Source organism: Pseudomonas sp. F-14 TE3623 (assembly GCF_053629015.1).
Genome location: NZ_JBRJHM010000001.1, coordinates 6164186 through 6184802, shown reverse-complemented (window position 1 = coordinate 6184802; position 20617 = coordinate 6164186). Strand labels below are relative to the sequence as shown.

The 20617-nt window shown below is 58.5% G+C and carries 11 protein-coding genes; 5 read left to right on the top strand and 6 right to left on the bottom strand.

Features of this window, described 5'->3' with window-relative positions:
• Positions 1-14: 14 nt before the first annotated feature.
• Both AB7M29_RS28610 and AB7M29_RS28605 read right to left on the bottom strand, forming a co-directional pair.
• On the bottom strand, positions 15-1889 hold the full coding sequence (locus AB7M29_RS28610; protein ID WP_217854357.1) for a putative bifunctional diguanylate cyclase/phosphodiesterase: 1875 nt from the start codon (positions 1887-1889) through the stop codon (positions 15-17).
• Positions 1886-4192, bottom strand: coding sequence for an EAL domain-containing protein (locus AB7M29_RS28605; RefSeq protein ID WP_448725092.1), 2307 nt, complete (start codon positions 4190-4192; stop codon positions 1886-1888). Before AB7M29_RS28605 ends, AB7M29_RS28610 begins: the two co-directional genes overlap by 4 nt.
• A 257-nt stretch (positions 4193-4449) precedes the next feature.
• Here AB7M29_RS28605 and AB7M29_RS28600 point away from each other — a divergent pair, with 257 nt between their 5' ends.
• The 4 genes from AB7M29_RS28600 to AB7M29_RS28585 all read left to right on the top strand — a co-directional run bounded on the left by AB7M29_RS28600 (position 4450) and on the right by AB7M29_RS28585 (position 7611).
• Positions 4450-5808 (top strand): HD domain-containing phosphohydrolase, encoded by a 1359-nt coding sequence (locus AB7M29_RS28600; RefSeq protein WP_454248519.1) that lies wholly within the window; start codon positions 4450-4452, stop codon positions 5806-5808.
• A gap of 206 nt (positions 5809-6014) precedes the next feature.
• Complete coding sequence (locus tag AB7M29_RS28595; RefSeq protein WP_448725090.1) at positions 6015-6449, top strand: NUDIX hydrolase; 435 nt, start codon at positions 6015-6017, stop codon at positions 6447-6449.
• Between the two features lie 23 nt (positions 6450-6472).
• Positions 6473-7111 carry a LysE family translocator gene (locus tag AB7M29_RS28590; RefSeq protein ID WP_008012224.1) on the top strand — a complete coding sequence of 213 codons (639 nt, stop codon included), beginning with the start codon at positions 6473-6475 and terminating at the stop codon, positions 7109-7111.
• 2 nt (positions 7112-7113) lie between these two features.
• A complete protein-coding gene (locus AB7M29_RS28585) occupies positions 7114-7611 on the top strand; it encodes an N-acetyltransferase family protein (protein WP_454248518.1) in 498 nt (165 codons plus the stop codon).
• 221 nt (positions 7612-7832) lie between these two features.
• On the opposite strand, the gene metR is transcribed toward AB7M29_RS28585, so the two are convergent.
• Positions 7833-8750: a transcriptional regulator MetR gene (metR, locus tag AB7M29_RS28580; RefSeq protein ID WP_052966183.1), complete on the bottom strand. Its 918-nt coding sequence runs from the start codon at positions 8748-8750 to the stop codon at positions 7833-7835.
• Between the two features lie 120 nt (positions 8751-8870).
• On the opposite strand from metR, the gene metE reads away from it, so the two are divergent.
• Positions 8871-11183, top strand: a complete 2313-nt coding sequence (metE, locus tag AB7M29_RS28575; protein ID WP_454248517.1) for a 5-methyltetrahydropteroyltriglutamate--homocysteine S-methyltransferase — start codon at positions 8871-8873, stop codon at positions 11181-11183.
• Positions 11184-11265: 82 nt separating this feature from the next.
• Here the strand turns inward: metE and AB7M29_RS28570 are convergent, their stop codons facing one another.
• From AB7M29_RS28570 to AB7M29_RS28560, 3 genes are all read right to left on the bottom strand, one after another.
• Positions 11266-14610 (bottom strand): hypothetical protein, encoded by a 3345-nt coding sequence (locus AB7M29_RS28570; RefSeq protein WP_454248516.1) that lies wholly within the window; start codon positions 14608-14610, stop codon positions 11266-11268.
• Positions 14611-14850: 240 nt separating this feature from the next.
• A complete protein-coding gene (locus tag AB7M29_RS28565) occupies positions 14851-17751 on the bottom strand; it encodes a hypothetical protein (RefSeq protein WP_454248515.1) in 2901 nt (966 codons plus the stop codon).
• Positions 17730-20426 carry a dermonecrotic toxin domain-containing protein gene (locus tag AB7M29_RS28560; protein WP_454248514.1) on the bottom strand — a complete coding sequence of 899 codons (2697 nt, stop codon included), beginning with the start codon at positions 20424-20426 and terminating at the stop codon, positions 17730-17732. Before AB7M29_RS28560 ends, AB7M29_RS28565 begins: the two co-directional genes overlap by 22 nt.
• Positions 20427-20617: the final 191 nt, after the last annotated feature.

Here is a 20617-nt window from a genome sequence, read left to right as displayed (position 1 = left end):
TCGTTGCTTATCGTTCATGTGGCGGCGGATGGAGCGTGCTGCACAGACATCAAGTATTGCACGAAGGCGTCCGGCTCCACGGCTTTGCTGAAGTAATAACCCTGGCCTTCCTCGCACTGCAGGCCCTTGAGAAAATTCAGTTGCTCAAGGGTTTCCACCCCTTCGGCAATGATGGTCAGTTTGAGGCTTTTGCCCAGGCTGATGATAGCGCTGACCAGGGCCGCGTCATTGCTGTCCTGGCTCAGGCCACGAATGAATGACTGGTCGATTTTCAACACATCGATGGGAAACCGTTGCAAGTAACTCAGGCTGGAATAGCCGGTGCCGAAATCATCAATAGCCAGCCGCACGCCCAATGCCTTGAGGCGATTCAGCGAGACCATCGTGGCATCGATATTCTGCATCAATACGCCTTCGGTAATTTCCAGCTCCAGTAAGGTGGGGTCCATACCGGTTTGCTTGAGTATCTGTTCGACACCTTCGACAAAGTCCCGCTGGCGGAAATCGATGGCCGATACGTTCACCGACATGCAGAGCTTCGGCAGGCCTTTCGCCTGCCAGGCACGGGCTTGTTGGCAGGCCTGGGCAAGTACCCATTTGCTCAACGGTACGATCAAGCCGCTGTCTTCGGCCACACCGATGAAATCTGTCGGGTAAATCCAGCCGTGCCCCGGCTTTTGCCAGCGGATCAATGCCTCGGCGCCGACCACCTTCCCGCTGCCCAGGTCGAGTTTGGGCTGGTAGTGCAGGACAAACTCGTTGCGTTCCAGCGCCAGGCGAATGCCCGATTCGATACTCTGCTGTTCCCGGGCGCGTTGGTTCATCTCATCGATGAAAAAGCTGAAATCGTTCGGGCCGCTTTCCTTGACGTTGCGCATGGCGGTTTCGGCTTTTTTGATCAGTGCGATGGCATCGAAACCGTCCTCGGGATAGATGCTGATGCCCAGGCTGGCTGTCACGCTCAGGTCGTGGCCGGCAATGTGTTGAGGCGCACGTATGGCGTTCAGGAGCTTTTCGGCGATGCCCTTGGTCTGTTGGGGATGGTGGATGTCAGCCAGGATCACCACAAACTCATCGGAGCCGTAGCGAAACACCGAGTCGGACGCGCGCACGCAGGCCACCAGGTTGTGCCCGACACGTTTGAGCATCTCGTCACCGGTCGGGTGACCCAAGGCATTATTGATGCGCTTGAAGCGATCGAGCCCCAGAAACATCACGGCCAGTTGTTTGTCATGGCGTCTGGACAGGGCCAGTGACTGGTTCAGCCGATCGCCCAGCAAGGTGCTGTTGGGCAATTCGGTCAATACGTCGTACTGCAACAAGTGCGACACCTTGAGCAGCTCATGGACCCGGGCCTCGATGGTTTGCTCCAGGGTCTGCACTTTCATGGCCGCGTCCTGCGCCATCTGCCACTTCCAGGTCAGGGCGCTGGCCATCTGGCGGATTTCCAGGCTGTCGAAGGGCTTTTTCAGCACCAGCAACTGATCGCCGAACTCTAGTCGTTCGGCCATGGCTTCCCAGGTGTAATCGGAGAAGGCCGTGCACAGCGCGATTTGCAGGTGAGGATCCGCCTTCCAGAGCCGTTCGATGGTTTCCAGGCCATCCCAGCCCGGGGGCATGCGCATGTCGGTGAACGCCATGGCGTAAGGGCGACCTTGTGCCTGGGCGCGCTTGACCAGTTCGAGCGCTTCCTCGCCCTGATAGGCGGAGTCGAGCTGGAACACCAGCCGTGAGGACTGCGGGCTGCCGAACAGCGCTGCTTCAGTGCCGGCGAGGGTTTGTTCGTCGTCGGTATCCGGGCCGAGAATCTTGCGAAAGTCCTGATGGATCGAAGGCGTGTCGTCGATGATCAGAATGCGCCGGTTAGCCTGGACGAACGGAGTTTTCATTCCTTGTCCTCCGTGGCACGCCGCGGGTCGTCGGGTATCGCTCCGGTTCCGTGGTTGGCGTGCACGATGCTCCCGGCCTTCAGCAACTCGGCGGCTTGTTGGCTGCTGACCGCTTGGCTGAAGTAGTGACCCTGGGCGTTCATCGGTGAGCCGGTGGCCATCAGCGAACTGCGTTGCTCCTGGGTTTCGACGCCCTCGGCGATAATGCCGATCCCTACTTCGCGGGCGAAATTGATGATGGCCCGCAAGGTGGTCGCACTGGCCGGGTCGCGTGCGGCCATGTCGATGAAGGTCTGGGCGAGTTTCAGGTGATTGACCTGATAAGTCTTGAGGTAATCGAACGAGGAGTATTCGGTGCCGAAGTCGTCGATGGCGATTTTCACCCCGAGTTCACGCAGGCGCGGCAGTACATCGTTGTGCGTCCACTTGGTCTGGGCCAGGGTTGCTTCGGTGACGTCGAAGCGCAGGTCCCACGGGCACAGTTCCCAACGCGCGGTGGTGCGTAACACGTCATAGATCAGCTCGGGACCGCTCTTGAGCTGAGCCAGGGACAGTTTTATCGCCACCACCGGTGGCGCCATGCCTTCGTCACGCCACTGGCGCATTTGCCGACAGGCGCGCTCCAGCACCCAGTGACCGAGGGCGACGATGGTGCCGGTTTTTTCCGCCGCGGGCAGAAACGCCTGGGCTTCCAGCAACCCGCGCTGAGGGTGGTTCCAGCTGACCTGCGCTTCCATGCCGAGGATCTTGCCACTGCTCAGGTCTACTTCCGGCCAGTAACGCAGTTCGAGTTCGTCGTGTTCGATGGCGGTTTTCAAGTCGTTGGCGATGGTCATGCGCTCGACCACTTCCTGATTGATCTCCTCGGAATGAAAGTGGTACTGGTTGCGGCCCTTTTCCTTGGAGCGATACAGCGCCATGTCGGCCTGGGTCAACAGGCTGTCGGCGCTGAGGCTGACCGGGGCGTAGCTGCTGATGCCGATGCTGACCGAGACCCGTACATCATTGCCGGCCAGAGAGTAGGGCAGCACCAGTGCATCGCGGACCTTGGCGGCCAGGGCCGCTGATTGGGTCGGATCGCCGACATCCAGCTGCAGTATCGCGAACTCGTCGCCACCCAGGCGGGCAACCACGTCGTTTTCGCGCACGCAGTTTTTGATGCGCCTGGCGACCTCCTGCAACAGCAGGTCACCCACTGGGTGGCCCAGGGTGTCATTGATGCGTTTGAAGTGATCCAGGTCCAGGTAAAACATGGCGAACGGTGTGGCCCCGCGCCGGGCGGCGGCGAATGCCTGGTGCAATCGCTCGATCAGCGTCGCGCGGTTGGCCAGCCCGGTCAGCCCGTCGGTACGGGCCAGCAGGGCGATTTTTTCCTCGGCCAGTTTGCGTTCGGTGACGTCGATGATGATGCCTTCGACTTCCAGCAAGCGGCCTTCATCGTCGCGCACCGGGATATAGCGGTTTTCGACCCAGCGCCAGTCACCGTCGCCGGTGCGCATCCGGAATTCGATGGAAGCGCCTGCCGCATGGCGGTCCAGCACCCGGGCCATGGCCGTATCGACTTTCGATTGATCGTCGGGATGGATCAGCTCCTGCGCCCAGTTGGACGAGGCCACCAGGGCCGCCGCGATATGGCCGTATTTGGTGATGTTGTGGGAGATGTACATCAACGGAAACGACGGTTCGCCCCGCAGCCGATACAGAATGGTCGGGCTGTTCTGCACGATGATGTTGGCGTCGGACAGCTCCCGGGTACGCTCTTCGACCGCGAGCTCCAGCAAGGACATTTTCAGCGCCGCGTCTTCGGTCATTTGCCACTTGGCGGTCAATGCGCTGGCCATCTGGCGAATTTCGATGGCATCGAAAGGCTTTTTCAGGATAAGCAGGCGATCGCCCAGTTCCAGACGCTCGGCGATGTCTTCCCAGGAATAGTCGGAATACGCGGTGCAGAGCGCCACCTGCAACTTGGGATCGACTTGCCACAAACGTTCGATGGTTTCCAGGCCGTCCCAGCCCGGCGGCATGCGCATGTCGATGAAGGCCATCGCGTAGGGCGAGTCATTCGCCAGCGCGCTCTCGACCTTGTCCAGCGCTTCGCGGCCCTGAAACGCGGAATCGATGACGAAACTTTGCAACGATACCGACGCCGTGGTACCGAACAGGGCGTTTTCGGCGCTGATCAGGCTGTCGTCTTCGATCGATGGCGGGCTGAGAATCTTGGCGAAATCCTCATGGATCGACGCGGTGTCATCGACAATGAGAATCCGACGATTAATGCGCGCAAGTAGCGTGTTCACTGACATGCGCCTGTACTGACAGCAGGTTGGTGCAATGAGCTCATAGAGGGTATCCCTTCCCTGATCGCTGGATGGAGCGAGTATCGTTCTGGATCCGAGTGATCTGAGCATAGTCGCCAGGCCGGCACTTCGCCCGGTTGACTGAAACGAATCATTTCCGGGGTCGGGCTGAAAATCATCTAGCCTGTAGGTCAGGCTCGGGAACGTCAGGACGTTCGCCCCGCGCGCGACATTAAAGACACACGATTTCTTGAGGTAATGCCATGGAAGAGCAACTCCCCACGACTATGACCTATAAACCCAAGTTATTGCTGGTCGACGATGAGGAGTCGATTCTCAACAGCCTGCGCCGCCTGTTGCGCGGCCAACCCTACGAGGTGCTGCTGGCCACCAGCGGTGCCCAGGCTCTGGAGATCATGGCGCAGCAGCCGATCGATCTGGTGATGAGTGACGCGCGGATGCCCAATATGGACGGCGCTACACTGCTGGCGTACATCCATCAGCATTACCCCGACACTACCCGGATCATGCTGACCGGTTATGCCGATCCGTCGGCCATTATCAAAGCCATCAATGAAGGGCAGATTCATCGTTACATCAGCAAACCCTGGCACGATGAGGAAATGCTGCTGACCCTGCGACAATCACTTGCCTATCAGCATTCCGAGCGTGAACGCTTGCGTCTGGTGCAGGAGGCGTGGGATCAGAACGAGAAACTGAAGCAGCTTAACGCCACACTGGAAAAACACGTCGCGGCCCGCACCAGCGAGCTGCAGCAGACCGCCGACATGCTGGACCTGGCCTATGAAGAACTCAAACGCAGCTATGTCACTGGCACCGAAGTGTTTTCGTTGCTGGCCAACCTGCGCCTGCCGCCCGCCAAACAGACCAACCGGCAGATCATCGAACTGGTGCGGGTGTACTGCAAACTCCATGGCCTGGACGAAGGCACCAGTCGTGACCTGACCATGGCAGCGGCGCTCTACAACATCGGTAAATTGAGCTGGACCGACAGCATGATGAGCACGCCTTCGGATTTGCTGCATCACAATGACCGCGAGCGCTATCGGGGTTATCCAAAGCAGAGTGAGTCGCTGCTGATGACGCTCGACCCCATGAAGGATGCCGTTCGGCTGATCCTGCATCACCAGGAGCGTTGGGACGGCAGCGGTTTTCCTGATCGGCTCAAGGGCGCAGCGATTCCGTTCGGTTCGCGGTTGCTGAAACTGGCGGTGGATTTCATCGAGTTGCAGCGCGGGTTGATCCTTGAACGACAGATGAACAGCGATGAAGCCCTGGTGTATATCCGCCAGTACGCCGGTCGCCTCTACGACCCGGAACTGGTGGAGGATTTCATTCAGGTCTGCGCGGCTTATCTGAGCGACGTGACGCTGGCCGATCCGACGGTCAAGGTACTGACCACCCGGGATCTGGTGGCGGGCATGATCCTGGCGCGCAATCTCAATGCCGACAATGGCATGCTGCTGCTCAATGCCGGCAAGGTGTTGAATGGGCCGCTGGTGGAGAAGTTGATCGCTTTCGAGGCGATGGAAAGTGCCAAGTACAGCATTTTCGTGAAAGTACCGGAGGAGGTGGAGGGCGCGCTTCTCGAGACGAGTTGAGCTTCCTGGCCTTTGCACAGATCCAATGTGGGAGCGGGCTTGCTCGCGAAGACGGTTTTATATTCAACATTAATGTTGGCTGATACACCGCTTTCGCGAGCAAGCCCGCTCCCACAGTTTGGCGCTAGGCAAATGCTTTTTCGGCGTGACGAAGAACCGGCATGCATGTGATCCTTGCTGCTTTTACCCAAGGCCAATCCTGATTCATGACGCATTCATCCGCTGCTTCGCCCCGCCTCATCCGCATTGCCGCTGCCCTGCTGATCGGCCCCGACGGTCGCACCCTGCTGGTGCGCAAGCGCGGCACCCAGGCGTTCATGCAGCCGGGGGGCAAGATCGAGGCCCATGAGCAACCGGTCCATGCCCTCGCCCGTGAGCTGGAAGAGGAACTGGGGTTGGTCATCGATCCGGCGCACGCTGCCTACCTGGGGCAATTCTCGGCACCGGCCGCCAATGAGCCGGGTTATGTCGTACAGGCCGAACTCTATCAACTGACCATCGATTCGCACGTTTCCCCAGCGGCGGAGATCGAAGAGGTGCGCTGGATCGATCCGGCCACCGACGGCGATGTCACGCTGGCGCCATTGACACGGGACCTGATCTTGCCGTTTTATCGAGCCTCACTGATCGAAACTGCCTGATCGTCCAAGGACGGAGGATGCCCATGATCCCGCTTCAAGACTTGCTGATTTTCGCCGCCGCGGCGCTGTTGATGGTGCTCACGCCCGGGCCGAACATGATCTACCTGATCTCTCGTTCAATCTGCCAGGGCCGCAAGGCCGGGGTGACTTCGTTGCTCGGCGTGGTCGCGGGGTTTTTAGTGCACCTGTTCGCGGCCGCCGCGGGTTTGACCGCGGTGTTCGTGGCAGTGCCGATGGCTTATGAAGTGTTGAAGTGGGCCGGCGCGCTGTACTTGCTGTGGCTGGCCTGGCAGGCGGTCAAGCCCGGTGCGCGCTCGCCGTTCGAGGCGCAGCAGTTGCCGGCGGATTCGTCGCGCAAGTTGATCACCATGGGCTTTCTCACCAGCGCGCTGAACCCGAAGATCGCGGTGTTTTACCTGTCGGTGTTTCCGCAGTTCATTACCCCTGAGCACGGTTCGGTGTTTACCCAGAGCATCATCCTCGGCCTGACCCAGATCAGCGTGAGCTTCAGCGTCAACCTGCTGATCGCGCTGTTTGCCGCGGGCATCGCGTCTTGGTTCGTCAACAACCCGAACTGGCTGGCGATGCAACGTTACTTCATGGGCTTCGTGCTGTCCGGGTTGGCGGTGCGCTTGATGCTTGAGCAACGGCGAGCGGCCTGAAGATGTGGATTCAACGGCTTGATGCCAGTCATGCCCTGGATTATCGGGCGCTGATGCTTGAGGCCTATGACTTGCATCCTCAGGCGTTTACTTCCAGCGTGCGCGAGCGCGCGGTGATGCCGCTGAGTTGGTGGGAATCGCGCCTGACCAGCAAGCTGGACCGGGTACTTGGTGCGTTCGAGGAGGGCAAGTTGGCGGGCATCGTCGGCCTGGCGTTCGAACCTCGGGAAAAGGCCCGGCACAAGGCGACGCTGTTTGGCATGTACGTTTCGGGTGCGGTTCGCCAGCGAGGACTCGGCTATCAATTGGTTCAGGCCGCGTTGGTTGAAGCGCAGACCCATCAGGGCCTGAGGCTGATCCAGTTGACCGTCACCGCCGGTAATGAAGCCGCCTTCAAGCTGTATCAGCGTTGCGGCTTCGTGCAGTTCGGGCTTGAGCCGCTGGCAGTGCGGGTCGGCGAAGACTACTTCGACAAGATCCATATGTGGCGCGAACTCTAAAACCACCCCGATCCCTTGTAGGAGCGAGGCTTGCCCGCGAAGACGGTTTCAAATCGAGCATTGATGTCGGCTGACACACCGCTTTCGCGGGCAAGCCCGCTCCCACAGTAATCGATGTCGTTCACAAATTTTCTGGTCAAAGTAGATATTTGTGGGAGCGGGCTTGCCCGCGATGAGGCCTGAACAATCACCCTTCAACTTTGATCAGAATCGACAGGGTTTCAGCGAACAGCACTAACCCCATCCAGCGTCGAAAACGACGTGTCCTTGGCCGTCAGCAAAAAGTCGCGCATGTATGGAGCATCAAGCATGTCGGCGCGAATCCCGGCGTAGAGCGTCGCGAACAAGCCTTTTTCCCCCAGCCGTTTAGCCTTCACATAACCCCGTGAGCTGTATTCATGCAGCGCCCAATGAGGCATGCCGCAGACACCGCGACCGCTGGCCACCAGTTGCATCATCATCACCGTCAGTTCCGACGTGCGCACCTGGGCTGGTTCGATGTCAGCCGGTTCGAGGAAGCGGGTGAAGATGTCCAGCCGATCACGCTCTACCGGGTAGGTGATCAAGGTTTCCGTGAGCAAATCTTCGGGCACGATGTACGGTTTGCTCGCCAAACGATGCTGATTAGCCACTGCAAGCATGGCTTCGTAGGTGAACAACGGCACGTAAGTGATCCCGACCAGTTCCAGCGGGTCGGAGGTCACCACCAGGTCCAGGTCGCCCCGGGCCAGCGCCGGCAGCGGGGCGAAGGAGAAGCCCGAGGCCAGGTCCAGCTCGACTTCCGGCCAGGCATCGCGGAACTGGTCGATGGTCGGCATCAGCCACTGAAAGCAACTGTGGCACTCGATCGCCATGTGTAAACGCCCCGCAGTGCCGCCGGCCAGCCGCGCAATGTCACGCTCGGCGCCGCGCAGCAATGGCAGGGTGGCGTCGGCCAGTTGCAGCAGGCGCAAGCCGGCACTGGTGAAACGCACCGGTTTGGTCTTGCGCACGAACAGCTGCATGCCCATTCGCTCTTCCAGCTCCTTGAACTGGTGGGACAGTGCCGACTGGGTCAGGTGCAAGCGGTCGGCCGCATCCACCAGGCTATCGGCGTCGCGCAGGGCGTGCAGGGTTTTCAGGTGACGGATTTCAAGCACCGGGGGCTCCATGAGGAAAACTTGTGATCAACACGAAAAGGTTGAGTTTGTCTCATGCTGGGTGGGCTGTCGACAATAGCACCATGTTTTATAGCGTCCTTTATAGAGAGAACTCTTACCATGGCCTTGGCCCACACACTCGGTTTTCCGCGCATCGGCGCCGACCGCGAACTGAAAAAAGCCCTCGAATCCTACTGGAAGGGTGACCTCGATCAGGACGCATTGAAAAGCGTCGGCCATCAATTGCGTGCTACCCACTGGCAATTGCAAAAAGACGCTGGCATCGACCTGCTGCCCGTGGGCGACTTCGCCTGGTACGACCAGGTGCTGACTCACTCCCTGACCTTCGGTGTCATCCCCGAGCGTTTCGACAGTGCCAAGGATTCCCGTGGCCTGCCGACACTCGACACCTTGTTCGCCATGGCCCGTGGCGCTAGCGCGGCTTGCTGCGGCGGTGATCATGGCAAGGCGCAATATGCTCAAGAACTGACCAAGTGGTTCGACACCAACTACCACTACCTGGTCCCGGAGTTCAGCGCTGATCAACAGTTCAAACTGAGCTGGGAACAGCTGTTCGACGAAGTCGAAGAAGCCAAGGCCCTTGGCCACAACGTCAAACCGGTGATCATCGGCCCGTTGACTTACCTGTGGCTGGGCAAGGCGAAGGGTGATGGCTTCGACAAACTCGACCTGCTGGAGCGCCTGCTGCCGATCTACGGCGAAATCCTCGGTCGCCTTGCTGCCCAAGGCGTGGAGTGGGTGCAGATCGACGAACCGATCCTGACCCTCGACCTGCCACAGGCCTGGAAAAATGCCTTCGAGCGCGCTTATCACATCCTCCAATACTCGCCGCTGAAAAAACTCGTGGCGACCTACTTCAGTGGCCTGGAAGACAACCTTGGCCTGGCTGTCAGCCTGCCAGTGCAAGGCTTGCACATCGACGCGGTGCGCGCGCCGGATCAACTTGGCCAAGTGCTGGATCGCCTGCCGACCTACAAGATTCTCTCGGTAGGTCTGGTTAACGGCCGCAACGTCTGGCGCTGCGAGCTGGAGCAAGTCCTCGCGCAACTGCAGCCGGCTCAGGAGCGTTTTGGCGATAACTTGTGGGTCAGCAGTTCCTGCTCGCTGCTGCACAGCCCGGTGGACCTGGATCGTGAAGACCAACTCGATCCGGAACTGAAAAGCTGGCTGGCGTTTGCCGTGCAGAAGTGCGGTGAAATCGCCGTGCTGCGTGATGCCCTCAACGACCCGCAAGCGCCCAAAGTACAAACCGCCCTGGCGGAAAGCCGCGCCATTGCGGCCAGTCGCGCCCAATCTTCGCGTATCCACAAAGAGGATGTTCAAGCCCGAATCAACGCCATCGGCGCAGCGGACAGCCAACGTCACTCGCCGTTTGCCAAACGCATCGAACAACAACAGGCACGGTTGAAACTGCCGGCGTTCCCGACCACCACCATTGGCTCGTTTCCGCAGACGGGTTCGATCCGTCTGGCGCGCCAGGCCTTCAAGCAAGGCAAGCTGTCGGCCAACGATTACACCGATGCCATGCACAGCGAAATCCGCCACGCCGTGCAAATCCAGGAACGCCTGGGCCTGGACGTATTGGTACACGGTGAAGCCGAGCGCAACGACATGGTCGAGTACTTCGCCGAACAACTGGACGGCTACTTGTTCACCCGCTTCGGCTGGGTCCAGAGCTACGGTTCGCGCTGCGTCAAACCGGCGATAATTTATGGCGACCTGAGCCGTCCGAAGCCGATGACGGTCGACTGGATCACCTATGCCCAGAGCCTGACCGACAAGGTCATGAAAGGCATGCTCACCGGTCCCGTGACCATGCTGATGTGGTCGTTCCCGCGCGAAGACGTCTCGCGCAAAATTCAGGCGCAGCAACTGGCCCTGGCCTTGCGCGATGAAGTGGTGGACCTGGAAAACGCCGGCATCAAAATCGTCCAGATCGACGAAGCCGCGTTCCGTGAAGGGCTGCCGCTACGCCGGGCGCAATGGCAGGAATACCTCGACTGGGCGGTGGAAGCCTTCCGTCTGAGTGCATCGGGCGTGCGCGACGAAACCCAGATCCACACCCACATGTGCTACAGCGAATTCAACGACGTGATCCAGTCCATCGCCGCCATGGATGCCGACGTGATCACCATCGAAACCTCGCGCTCGGACATGGAACTGCTGGAAGCCTTCGAAGCGTTCGACTACCCGAACGACATTGGCCCGGGCGTCTATGACATCCACTCACCACGGGTGCCGGACACCGCGGAGATGGTGAAGTTGATGAGCAAAGCGGTGAAGCGAATTCCGGCCGAGCGGTTGTGGGTCAATCCCGATTGCGGGTTGAAGACCCGTGCCTGGCCGGAGACTGAGGCGGCGTTGGTCAACATGGTGGCGGCGGCGCGGCAGTTGCGCAGTCAACGGGCTTGATTGGAGAACTGGCAAACAAACCGCCTCTGGCATCAGAGGCGGTTTTGTTTTGTGCGGCATAACTCTTGTGAGCCCGAATGGTTCATGCCTGTGTACCGTTGCCGATCTGTTTGACTTGCAGATGGTCGAGGTAGAAATCGTTGCCGATGTTCTGATTTTCAAGGTTGAAGATTCTGAAGATCGTCATGCCACTTGTGACGGCGACAAAGCTACCCTCTATCAGCTTCCATGTTCTCTTAGGCACTGGAATAGGACCAATATCCAGGTTGGCGTCCACTCGTAAGCGTAGCTTCGGATCTGTGTCGTAACTGTTGATCGCAAAGTTATACACGTAACAGGAAAAGTGATATCTCGCGCCTTTGATCAAAGGATGGTGTTTTAACAGCAACTCACCGGCGTGATTGCCTGGGTGCGTAGTATTGACCACGTACATATTTTGGAGGACCCGCCCGGATAGTCGGCCCGCCTCGCCTATGGCCCATCCGTTGGTATCATGCTCAAAACCGGTGAAGTGAACATAGTCCTGAATCACTGTCACCACCCACGGGGCGGAGACCTCTGCCGGATTGCTGCCTTCGACTGTGGCGGTCAGCGTGTGTTTGCCCAAGCCCAGATTCACTTTCTCATTCCAGATACCGTTGGGGTCAACTGTGAGGGTGACCAGAGTAACGCTGTTCTTTTTCAGGATGACTTTGCTGCCCGGCGTACCTGTGCCAATTAACCGCGGCCTTGTATCGTCGGTGCTGCCGCCGTTGACGACCTGACCAAGAATAGGGGGGGCTTCATCGATCAGTTGGGTTATCACCGGCTTGGCCGGCATTTCGGTTTTGATCGTCAGTTCCCGCATGGGGAAGAACGTATCGGCACCACCCCTGTCGCTGAAGTTGGCCACCGACAAACCGAACACTTGCGTACCGTCCTTGTACTGTTTGAGTTGCGCCCGGTCGATGACACCGCTTAGTCCAGCGTTGACATGATTGGCGTTGATGACGCCGTCGAACAGCATGATCACGTACTCGCTGCCGTCCTGTTTCTGGCCGCTCAGGGCTACGCGCATTAGGGTCCCAACGGCAATGAACAGCCAAGGGATCAGCGTCCAGTGAGCGTCACCTGTGAACTTGTTGAGATTGAGCACCTTGTGATCCGGTGCCTCGGCAATGCTCATGCGCGGGTAGTTGATTTCGGGAGCGGGAATGGAGGTGACTTCATACTTGGTGACCGGGGAGCTTTGGTCATGTATCCCTTCCTGAGTCACGACATACCGAAAGGACATGAATGTCCGCATATTGGCGGGTATTGCGGTAAGAAGCAGCGTGAAGAACAACAATCCACTGGCGCTTCCTTGAAGTGTCGCAAGGATTGGGCTGCCAAAACCCTCGCGCCCTATGACGAAGAGGGTGACGCGATGGCTGGGGTCCATTCCGGTATAGCTGACTTCAACCGTGGCATTTTTCTGAGTGTTCTGCGGGTTGATGATATTGCCAGGCGAAGCCTGCACTAGCTTGGGTGGCGGCAGTACCAACGCCTTGGATCCGATTCGCAACACCAGTTCGGGTGCTGTCAGCGGCAGTTCCCCGGGGCGTTTGATAAACCAGTACACACGGATCACTAGATTGAACAGTGACTTGATGAGTTCCAGCGAGAACCGAAATTCAAGGTCTTTGCCGACGTTGTCTGCGGTAACCGGCAATGAGTCCATAAATACGAGGGTGCCGTCGTCTCTTCGGACCTGGATCTCCGCTTCATGGCCAATCCGCGTGTGGGCCGTCGCCGGGCAAATGGCCGGAGTGCCGTAGGGAGTGTCTTTCGGATCGAGTACCCCGTTTTCATCCTTGCCGACATCGACGACGCCCAGGGTATGTGTCACTTGAGCGATGCGCAGCCAACTGACGTAGGATTCCAGGGCTGTGGCATGTCCGATGCCGGTGACCGTATAGGACAGCTTGGCCGAACCGTTCTGAAAGGTATCAAGATGTGTGGTTTCCCAATCGAATGGCACCACGATCCCTACCCCTGGAATCTCCATTGACGAGGTGACAAACCGTTCGTAGGTTTGCAGGCGAGTGGTGCCGCCGGCGCTTGTACTCAAGCAGGTCAGTCTCACCTTGTCACCGACCACCAAACCTTCAATTCCCGGCCCGGCGTAGACAACGGTTTCTGGCAAGTCTGACGATAAGACTGCTCCGTGAGCTTGCGGGGCAGTGGGGGCGGGAGCGCGGTACTTTTCGCCGATCAGCTCCAGAAAACAGGAGTAGGACGGGGTTCGTTCCTCTATGCCCGCCGATACTCTTATGCGTTCGTAGTCGAGTTTGATTATCGCCAGAGCCTTCACTGTTTCGTAAGGCACCTCGAACGTGACGATGCCTCTTTGGTAATCCATCGGACCATAGGACTGAGTGAGTCCGGTGGTGGAGTCGTAAAGGGTCAATACCACCTTGTCTCCAGCGATGGCGTCGGCACGCTCCACGAAGACTTCAACTTTCATGGGTTCGCCATTGAGATCGTCGATTTTGAGCACATTGTTGACTGAGCCAGGAACTGAAGGTGCTTCAAGGTAGGTGACATCCGGAACCAGTTTTCCTTCACCTGTTTTGGACGTAAGGCTGCTGTTGTGTACTTGGTCACGGATCTGGTATTTCGCCAACAACGGGTCAGCGGGACCGATCAACTTGAGGATGGCAGACGCCACAAATATCACGATGTCCCGACCGACCTCTTCACTCTTGAGGATGTATTCGATGATTTGATTGCCAAACCAGAGGGTAATAACGTCACCAACGGTCATGATTAGCCAAGCGGGAATAACGACATCAACACCAGCCTCTACCATCGCCTCATCGATAATGGCCGGAAACACTGGCGCCCGCAAAGTAACGCGTTCATCGGATTTTCCGGTCGGATCAAGGCTGTCCGGGTAAGTCGTCTTGAACCACACGGTTATCTCATCCGAACGTTCCAGATTCCCACTGGTGCGCTCGATGGTGTACCACATCAGATGGATACCCGGTCTTTCGATAAAGCGTTCATGAATGAAACTGAAGATATCTTCGTTGTTGTGGTTTTGCGGGACGATCGTAGTCTTGATCAATGTGCCTTGATCTGCCGGGTCTGGAAGCTGACCGGGTTCCAGTCGCTTACCCATATACAGGTTAATTGTGTCGCCTTCCTCCATCAATAAATAGGAAGGGATCAGTGCCCACCATCCCGGCCCAGGATTTGCGGTCTTGTCGGCATTGATCCCGTGCGATGCCGCAGGATAGTCAACCACATGCCAGCCGGGAATCAGAATGGGGAATAGTCTGAGTATTCCATTCTCCGTGAACAGGCCACCCGACCTGACCTCGGCAAACAAGTCGACCCGGTGTTGCGGGCTTTCTTGCTTCAGGACCGCGAGTTGCTCTGGGGGGTAAATGAAAAAGGCAGTCATGGCGTTCTCCGATTCACGTGAGGGCGCGCGAACCGGTGCGGTAACTGCGCGTCAGACCCATTGAGCGGGAAAAACCATAAAGGTGCTACTGTCAGAAATAACAGGTGCAAACGGTTTTCTGACCAGCGGCTGGCTTGAGGTCATGTCTGACCACTCGGTAATCCTCATCGCAGTCAGCTGGCCTGACATCTCCAGTTATTGGCTGGCAACGGAGCGCTTCGGGCGCTCCGTTGTCGTTCTTCACAGCTGTGGAAAATGTTTGAGCGCCAGCGGTTTGCCGATGTCGCCCCGCCAGATTGACTCCACCTGAGCGCCGCTGTTGGCTTGAGCCTGTTGCCATTGCAGGCCCAGGTTGCGTTGTTCAGGCAATTTCAGATGACCTTTGACGAACTCGTTGAACGGTGATTTCGCCGAGGTGTAATGAAAGTGCGCATACCACAGCGGTTGCGGCGGCTGTCGGGTCAAATCGCGAACTTCATACTCCTGCAGAAAATCCCGTCGACCGTCCGGGCGCTTGCCGATATCGCGCAATGCGCCTTCCTTGCGAATGTCCACCACCCGTTGCTCCAGCAGGTAGTCCAGATAACCCTCGGTGGGGGTTTTGCTGTTCATGGACTGTTCGATGCGCAGGGTGCGTCCCGCACGCGCAAGATCCCGCGCCTTCTCCTTCAATTGCACGATGATCGGATCGGTGGGTGACAGTCCTTCGATGTCCCGCGCCCGCATGATGAGTTCGTCAGCTTCGCTGTTCATCATGTGCTCAAGGTCGACCGGCAGCATGCCCTGATCGGCATATCCTTTGACCTTGCTCTGGTAGTTTTCTATGGCAGCAAGCCGTGTTCGGGACTCCGCCAGTAACGGCCGAACATCTGTCTGCTGCGGACGTTGTACGGCGACAGATTGCTCGCTGAGGTGATATTTGCCGCTTGAGCGCGGCAGCCAGGTTTCCGTGTGCCCATCGACCCCCTCGATGGTGAACCGCTTCTGCTGAGTCACCGCATCGGTTTTTTCGACGCCGATCAGTAACTGGTTGTCTTCGGTCTCAAAAAACTTTTTACCGGATGCGACTTCATTCGGTGAGGTGGAGGCGCGGTTACCCAAGACTTTTTGAGCAGATGTCTCGAGATTCGCCAGGTTATCCAGAAACCGGGTGACTTGTTCCTTATCCAGGTGTTGCGGATAGCCCAGTACCCAGGCATTCAGGTCGCGGCGGAATTTGGAGTAAGTCTCCAGACCGTCTTTCAGCACTCTGTGGCGTTGTGTCACGTTGGCGTGCACGGTCGGAAGGTTGTGCTGGGTGACCATGGCACGATCCACTTTGATCCTGGCGTTTTTCAACTGCACATGAAAATACAACCAGGACTGGTCGTGGACGGCGTCGTATCGGGTAATGATTTCGAGGCTGTGTGCGGCTTTCAGGTAACGGTAGCTTGTCCCGCTGAACGCCTTGTTTACCTTCGCCAGATCATCGGCCATTTCCAGTTTTTGGTTTTTAAGGGTGATTCGACCATTCCACAGGTTGGCCTGTTCGGTCGCGGTGTAAGCGTATTCGAGGTCCTGAAGAAAAGCTTTACGGACCGCCGTGCGTTGCGCCATCAAGTCCAGGTGTTTGCGGATATCGCTCGCGGGTGTGGTGTTGGAAAGTTCATTGAATTCATCGATCCGGTCGAGGCAGCCCTGTAGTCGCTGATTGGCCAGGTCGATCCGGCACAGGGTGCGATCAACCACTAAAAAGGCGCATTTGTTTTTAACCTCAGCAATTTCCCGGGCTTGTCGTCGCCCGCCCAAACTGCGCAGTTCTTCCAGATTGGCGTATTGGTTCTGGGCGATGTCGATGTCTTTGGCACAGGCAGCGTCGACGGAAGGTTGCAGTTTTATGCGTTGTTCCGTGCCGGCTTCATAGTATTCCATGAGGTCGATTTTAGTTTTTTTGGACTGCGTCGTGAGCTGCCGGGTACTCGCGTCGATGGTGTGTTTCAATGTCCCCAGACGACGCGCAGTCCGATCAGCCCACCAGCGGGGCAGCCAACGCCTGATGACCGCTGGCCAGAGCGGATCCATGCCGTCGGCAAGATGCCCGAGCACCGCACCGCCGCCCACGCCACCGCCCTCCATCAATGTGCCGTACACCGCATAGTGGGTGTTCCAGTTGCCGGTCTCATCAAGGGCGATCGGCTGTTTATAGGCGCGGGCCCGAGTGCCGTGCAAGCGCCAGCCACGAGGAGCATCGCTCAGCTCGATCCGGTAGATACGCCCCTGGCTGATCATGAAGTCGCCCTCGGCATGCCGATAGACATTGCGATAGATGCCGTGTGTAGCAGGTTGCAGATCAGCCAGAGAAATTTCGTGTTCGTATTCGTAGCCGTAGAAGTAATCACGGACGCGACGGGCCTGTTGGCGCGAGGGCATCTGCAAGGCACCGGCCTTTCTGGCCACTGTGCGTAACTGACGATGGCGCGTTATTGCACGGGCAGCACCCGGAGCCGCGTTGGCACCCGGAAGCACATCCATGGCAGCGTCGATCAACGACAACAACACCGCCTCCACTTCGGCCAGACCATGACCGACATCGCCACGCAAGAACGCAGCGACCGCCAGATTGGCGCTGCCCCAAGCGTCATACAAGGCAATGGCCGAGCCCACGAATGGCACCATGCCAAAGGCCATTTTCAGATAGTTGAACATCGCGCCGGACTTCAGTGCGCAGTGCTCCAGGTACAAGGCGTCATTGGAGCGTGAGGTACTTCGATGGGCTTCCAGTAAACGCCCCATATGCACATTGAGCAGATGCGCCGCCAGCGACGTGGTGGCCGGCCACGCCATGCCGACGCCGATCAGCGAATTGAAGTTTCGCAGCAATGCCTCATTGATCCGACTGACGTGAAGGGCGAAGTCGCCTTGCAAGGCACGCCCGGCCAAATAGTTGACCATGCTGTTGTGCAGGCACAGGTTGAACAGGCTTTGGCGTGCCTGCTCAAGGGTGTCGTATTGGCGCAGGTGGATACCGTCCGGGCTGTCCGGCAGGTAGAGCAGCGTCAGGCCACTGACCTGTTCCTCGATGAAAGTGACCCCAGACAAAGTGCTCGGGCCCTGATGCGGCGTGTCTTCACCGCCCACTGTCAGGTGGGCCGGCAGCAGCACGATACGCGTGCCTTGGGCAGCAAAGGCTTGTGAGGTATGGGCTCAATCGCGATATTCAGCACTTGCCGTCCATGGGCGTCGATCTGTTGTTGCAACAGGGCAAACTCGCCTTGCAGTTTCAGCATCTGGCGCCATGGCTCGGTCAGGCTTTCACGGCGATATTCAAGGTCGAAGGCCGAAGCGGTGGGGGCGCCCAGAAAAGCGTGGCGGATCTGTGTCTCGTAATGTCCGGCCAGATCCATCTCGGTGATCAGTTTGCGCAGATAGGGTTGTGTGATGCCGGTTTTCAGCTTCTGGCGTTCTGCCTCGTCATCCGTAGAAATCTCGACCTGCATGAGCGACAGTCGCCACCATAATTCCTGATCGATATTGGTTTGGGCCAGATCGGCGAGGGACAGCTTGCTGCGGTTTTTACTGGCTATCAGCACATTCTTTTGCGGCGTTCCCGGCGCGGCGCCATCGGTTATGACCTTCTGCCAGGTGGTTGAATCGGGCAGGTCCAGCATCACCTCAAAGTCTTGCTTGAGGGCAAAGTCTTTACGCAGGCGAGTGTCGATGCGTTTTTTGCTGAAATCATCCCGGGGCGGCAGATCCCGCTCGAGTAATTCATGGGAGCGTTTCATCGCCGCAATGTACGTCTTGAACAGATGCTTGAACTGCGAGCGCCGAGCATCGGATAGCGTGCCGAGCCACTGCGGCAGTGCTTTAGCCAGGACGCTACTGTGGTTTTGCTCGAGGAGTTGCGCGAAGGCCAGTTCCCGCGCGGCGGGCATCGGCACTGTCAGACGGGGGAGGGTGTGTTCGCGCAGTTTTTCCAGCGCCACGGTACGTTGCTGGGTTTTGGCCGGTACGGGGTTGTCGGCAATCAGTCGTGTCGCCTGCTGTACACAGCGGTAAAGCTGATTTTGCAGGGCATATTCGAACGGGTCGCCGCTCAACTCGCTCAGGTGCAAGGCCAATACCTCGTCGTTGGCGCTCAGTTTGAACAGTGCTTGTTCCAATGCTCGCCGAGAGGCGAAATGCTGCAAGCCACCGAACCGGCCGGGCCAGTACAGCAACAAACTGTGTCGCGCGACACCGCGCAGCACGGATGGATGCGTGATCAACAGCACGCCGTCCAGTTCCTCGCTTTGAGTGCCGCCGTCGCCTTCAGTGGTCGACAAAGTCAGCCGCGCCACCGCGACATCTGCATTGCGCGGCGCAGTGGGAGCATCGAGAAGCGCTTGAACCCAGCGGTGTTCTTCAGGGCTGAGCTGGTTCAGGGTCAGTTGAATCTCTGCCTCGCTGCGCAACCCCGCTAGCCGTGCCTGATACAGCGCGGTGTAATGCGGATTCGATGCATGGCGCAGTTCCAGCATCTTCAGCGCGTCGCGGCTGTCCAGCAATGCGGAGGCGGCGGTTTGGCTGGCTTGTTCTGCTGCCGCCAGGGCGTCGAGGTGTTTTTTCAGGTTCTGCAGGCGCGAGTCATTCAGCCCCCCCGCGAAGTCTTTGCCAAGCAGGGTTTCGAGCGCTGCGCAGTGATACGCCAAGGCACTCTGGCGGGTGTCCAGCGCAATGTCGGGGGTGAGCAAGCCGAACTGCGGAACGCTGTCGCCGGTCTCTTCCTCGCTGAGGGTATCCGCCGGCCATTCGGCAGGCTCGGCAAAAACAGCTTCTTGCCGGCGTTGCCGATCCAGTCGGTCAGCGGCGTCCAGCGCGGTGGCGCCGTGCTCGGCGATATCACTGCCGTTGCCCTGACGAATGCTGTTCATCCAGGCGACCGATACACGTGCAATCAGCTGCTCGGCGTCGACTGCCAGCGGTGTGGTTACGATGCGGGTGTATTCGAGGCTGATGCCGTCGAGTGGAGGCATTCCGGCAGTATTGTGCGGGTGTGTGGTCAGCCAGTTTTCCACCTCATGACGGTGCCGGAAGTGCCTCCATGCCGGTTGCTGCTCTGGCAAGTACAGCAATTGCGCGGCCGGTTGTTCGGTGCTGATGAGCAGAACCCCGGGCAACTCGACACGGCGACTGTCAGCGAACCTGAGCGCCAGTTGCTTGATCGTCATTGGAGGGGCGTCGACAAGCGTACTGTCGCTGGGGGCATCGATCAGCGTCAGCAGGGACTTCATCTGTTCGGCCGTCAAAGTGCGCTGGGCATGGGCCACTTGGCTGGAGGCTTCGAAGTGCTGGCGATACAGCTGGATGGCCAGCGCTCTGCGCGATACCGCCGTCCCGGGCGCCCGGCCATTCCACCAACGCTCCCAGTCGTGATTGAGCAGGTGCTCCGGGTTCAGGTTTTTCAGCTGTTCGAGCAATTCGGAAGGGGGCTTGCCGAAGAGGCGGTGTTCCCGTGCAAGACCGGTCACCGCGCAACGTGCGTCGAGTGAAACCTCGATCGCAGGCTGTTGCAGCACAAAGGCGCAGGCGTGGGTCAGGCTGACAAAATGTTCCGGCCGGTTGCCGGCGGCGAAGAAGCCCAGACCGACCCGGTTGCCATCCAGATCCCAATGGTCTTTGAGCAAACGCGTAATCGAGGCGCGTGCCTGCGGGCTTTGCTCCATGAGTTCGAGCCATTGTCGGTGACAGTCGCGCCAGCGTTCCGAAGCTGTCAGTAACAGGTTCTGATCGGGGCTGGGTGCAAGCAGGTGGGAAAAGCCGAAATCGGCCTGTAAGGGCTTGGTGGCGTCGGACATGGCGACTGGTCTCCAAAGGGCAAGAGGGCCGGGTGTTCCGGCATCGGGGCCATTAGAGGTCAGTTGTGAGGGGGGCTGGTGGTACATAGTTATAGGATTGTGCGTTTATCAAACGCCTGGTTACGTCCACGCTACGCCCCATTTTTATAGCGATGACCGACGGTCGAACGCGCTCGGCCGTACCGCTCGGC

What these genes read in the sequence shown, in the direction of transcription:
- metE (WP_454248517.1), top strand. Translation starts at nt 8,871, where the DNA reads ATGGCCTTGGCCCACACACTCGGTTTTCCGCGCATCGGCGCCGACCGC.
- AB7M29_RS28600 (WP_454248519.1), top strand. Translation starts at nt 4,450, where the DNA reads ATGGAAGAGCAACTCCCCACGACTATGACCTATAAACCCAAGTTATTG.
- AB7M29_RS28560 (WP_454248514.1), bottom strand. Translation starts at nt 20,426, where the DNA reads ATGTCCGACGCCACCAAGCCCTTACAGGCCGATTTCGGCTTTTCCCAC.
- AB7M29_RS28585 (WP_454248518.1), top strand. Translation starts at nt 7,114, where the DNA reads ATGTGGATTCAACGGCTTGATGCCAGTCATGCCCTGGATTATCGGGCG.
- AB7M29_RS28570 (WP_454248516.1), bottom strand. Translation starts at nt 14,610, where the DNA reads ATGACTGCCTTTTTCATTTACCCCCCAGAGCAACTCGCGGTCCTGAAG.
- AB7M29_RS28595 (WP_448725090.1), top strand. Translation starts at nt 6,015, where the DNA reads ATGACGCATTCATCCGCTGCTTCGCCCCGCCTCATCCGCATTGCCGCT.
- AB7M29_RS28610 (WP_217854357.1), bottom strand. Translation starts at nt 1,889, where the DNA reads ATGAAAACTCCGTTCGTCCAGGCTAACCGGCGCATTCTGATCATCGAC.
- AB7M29_RS28605 (WP_448725092.1), bottom strand. Translation starts at nt 4,192, where the DNA reads ATGTCAGTGAACACGCTACTTGCGCGCATTAATCGTCGGATTCTCATT.
- AB7M29_RS28590 (WP_008012224.1), top strand. Translation starts at nt 6,473, where the DNA reads ATGATCCCGCTTCAAGACTTGCTGATTTTCGCCGCCGCGGCGCTGTTG.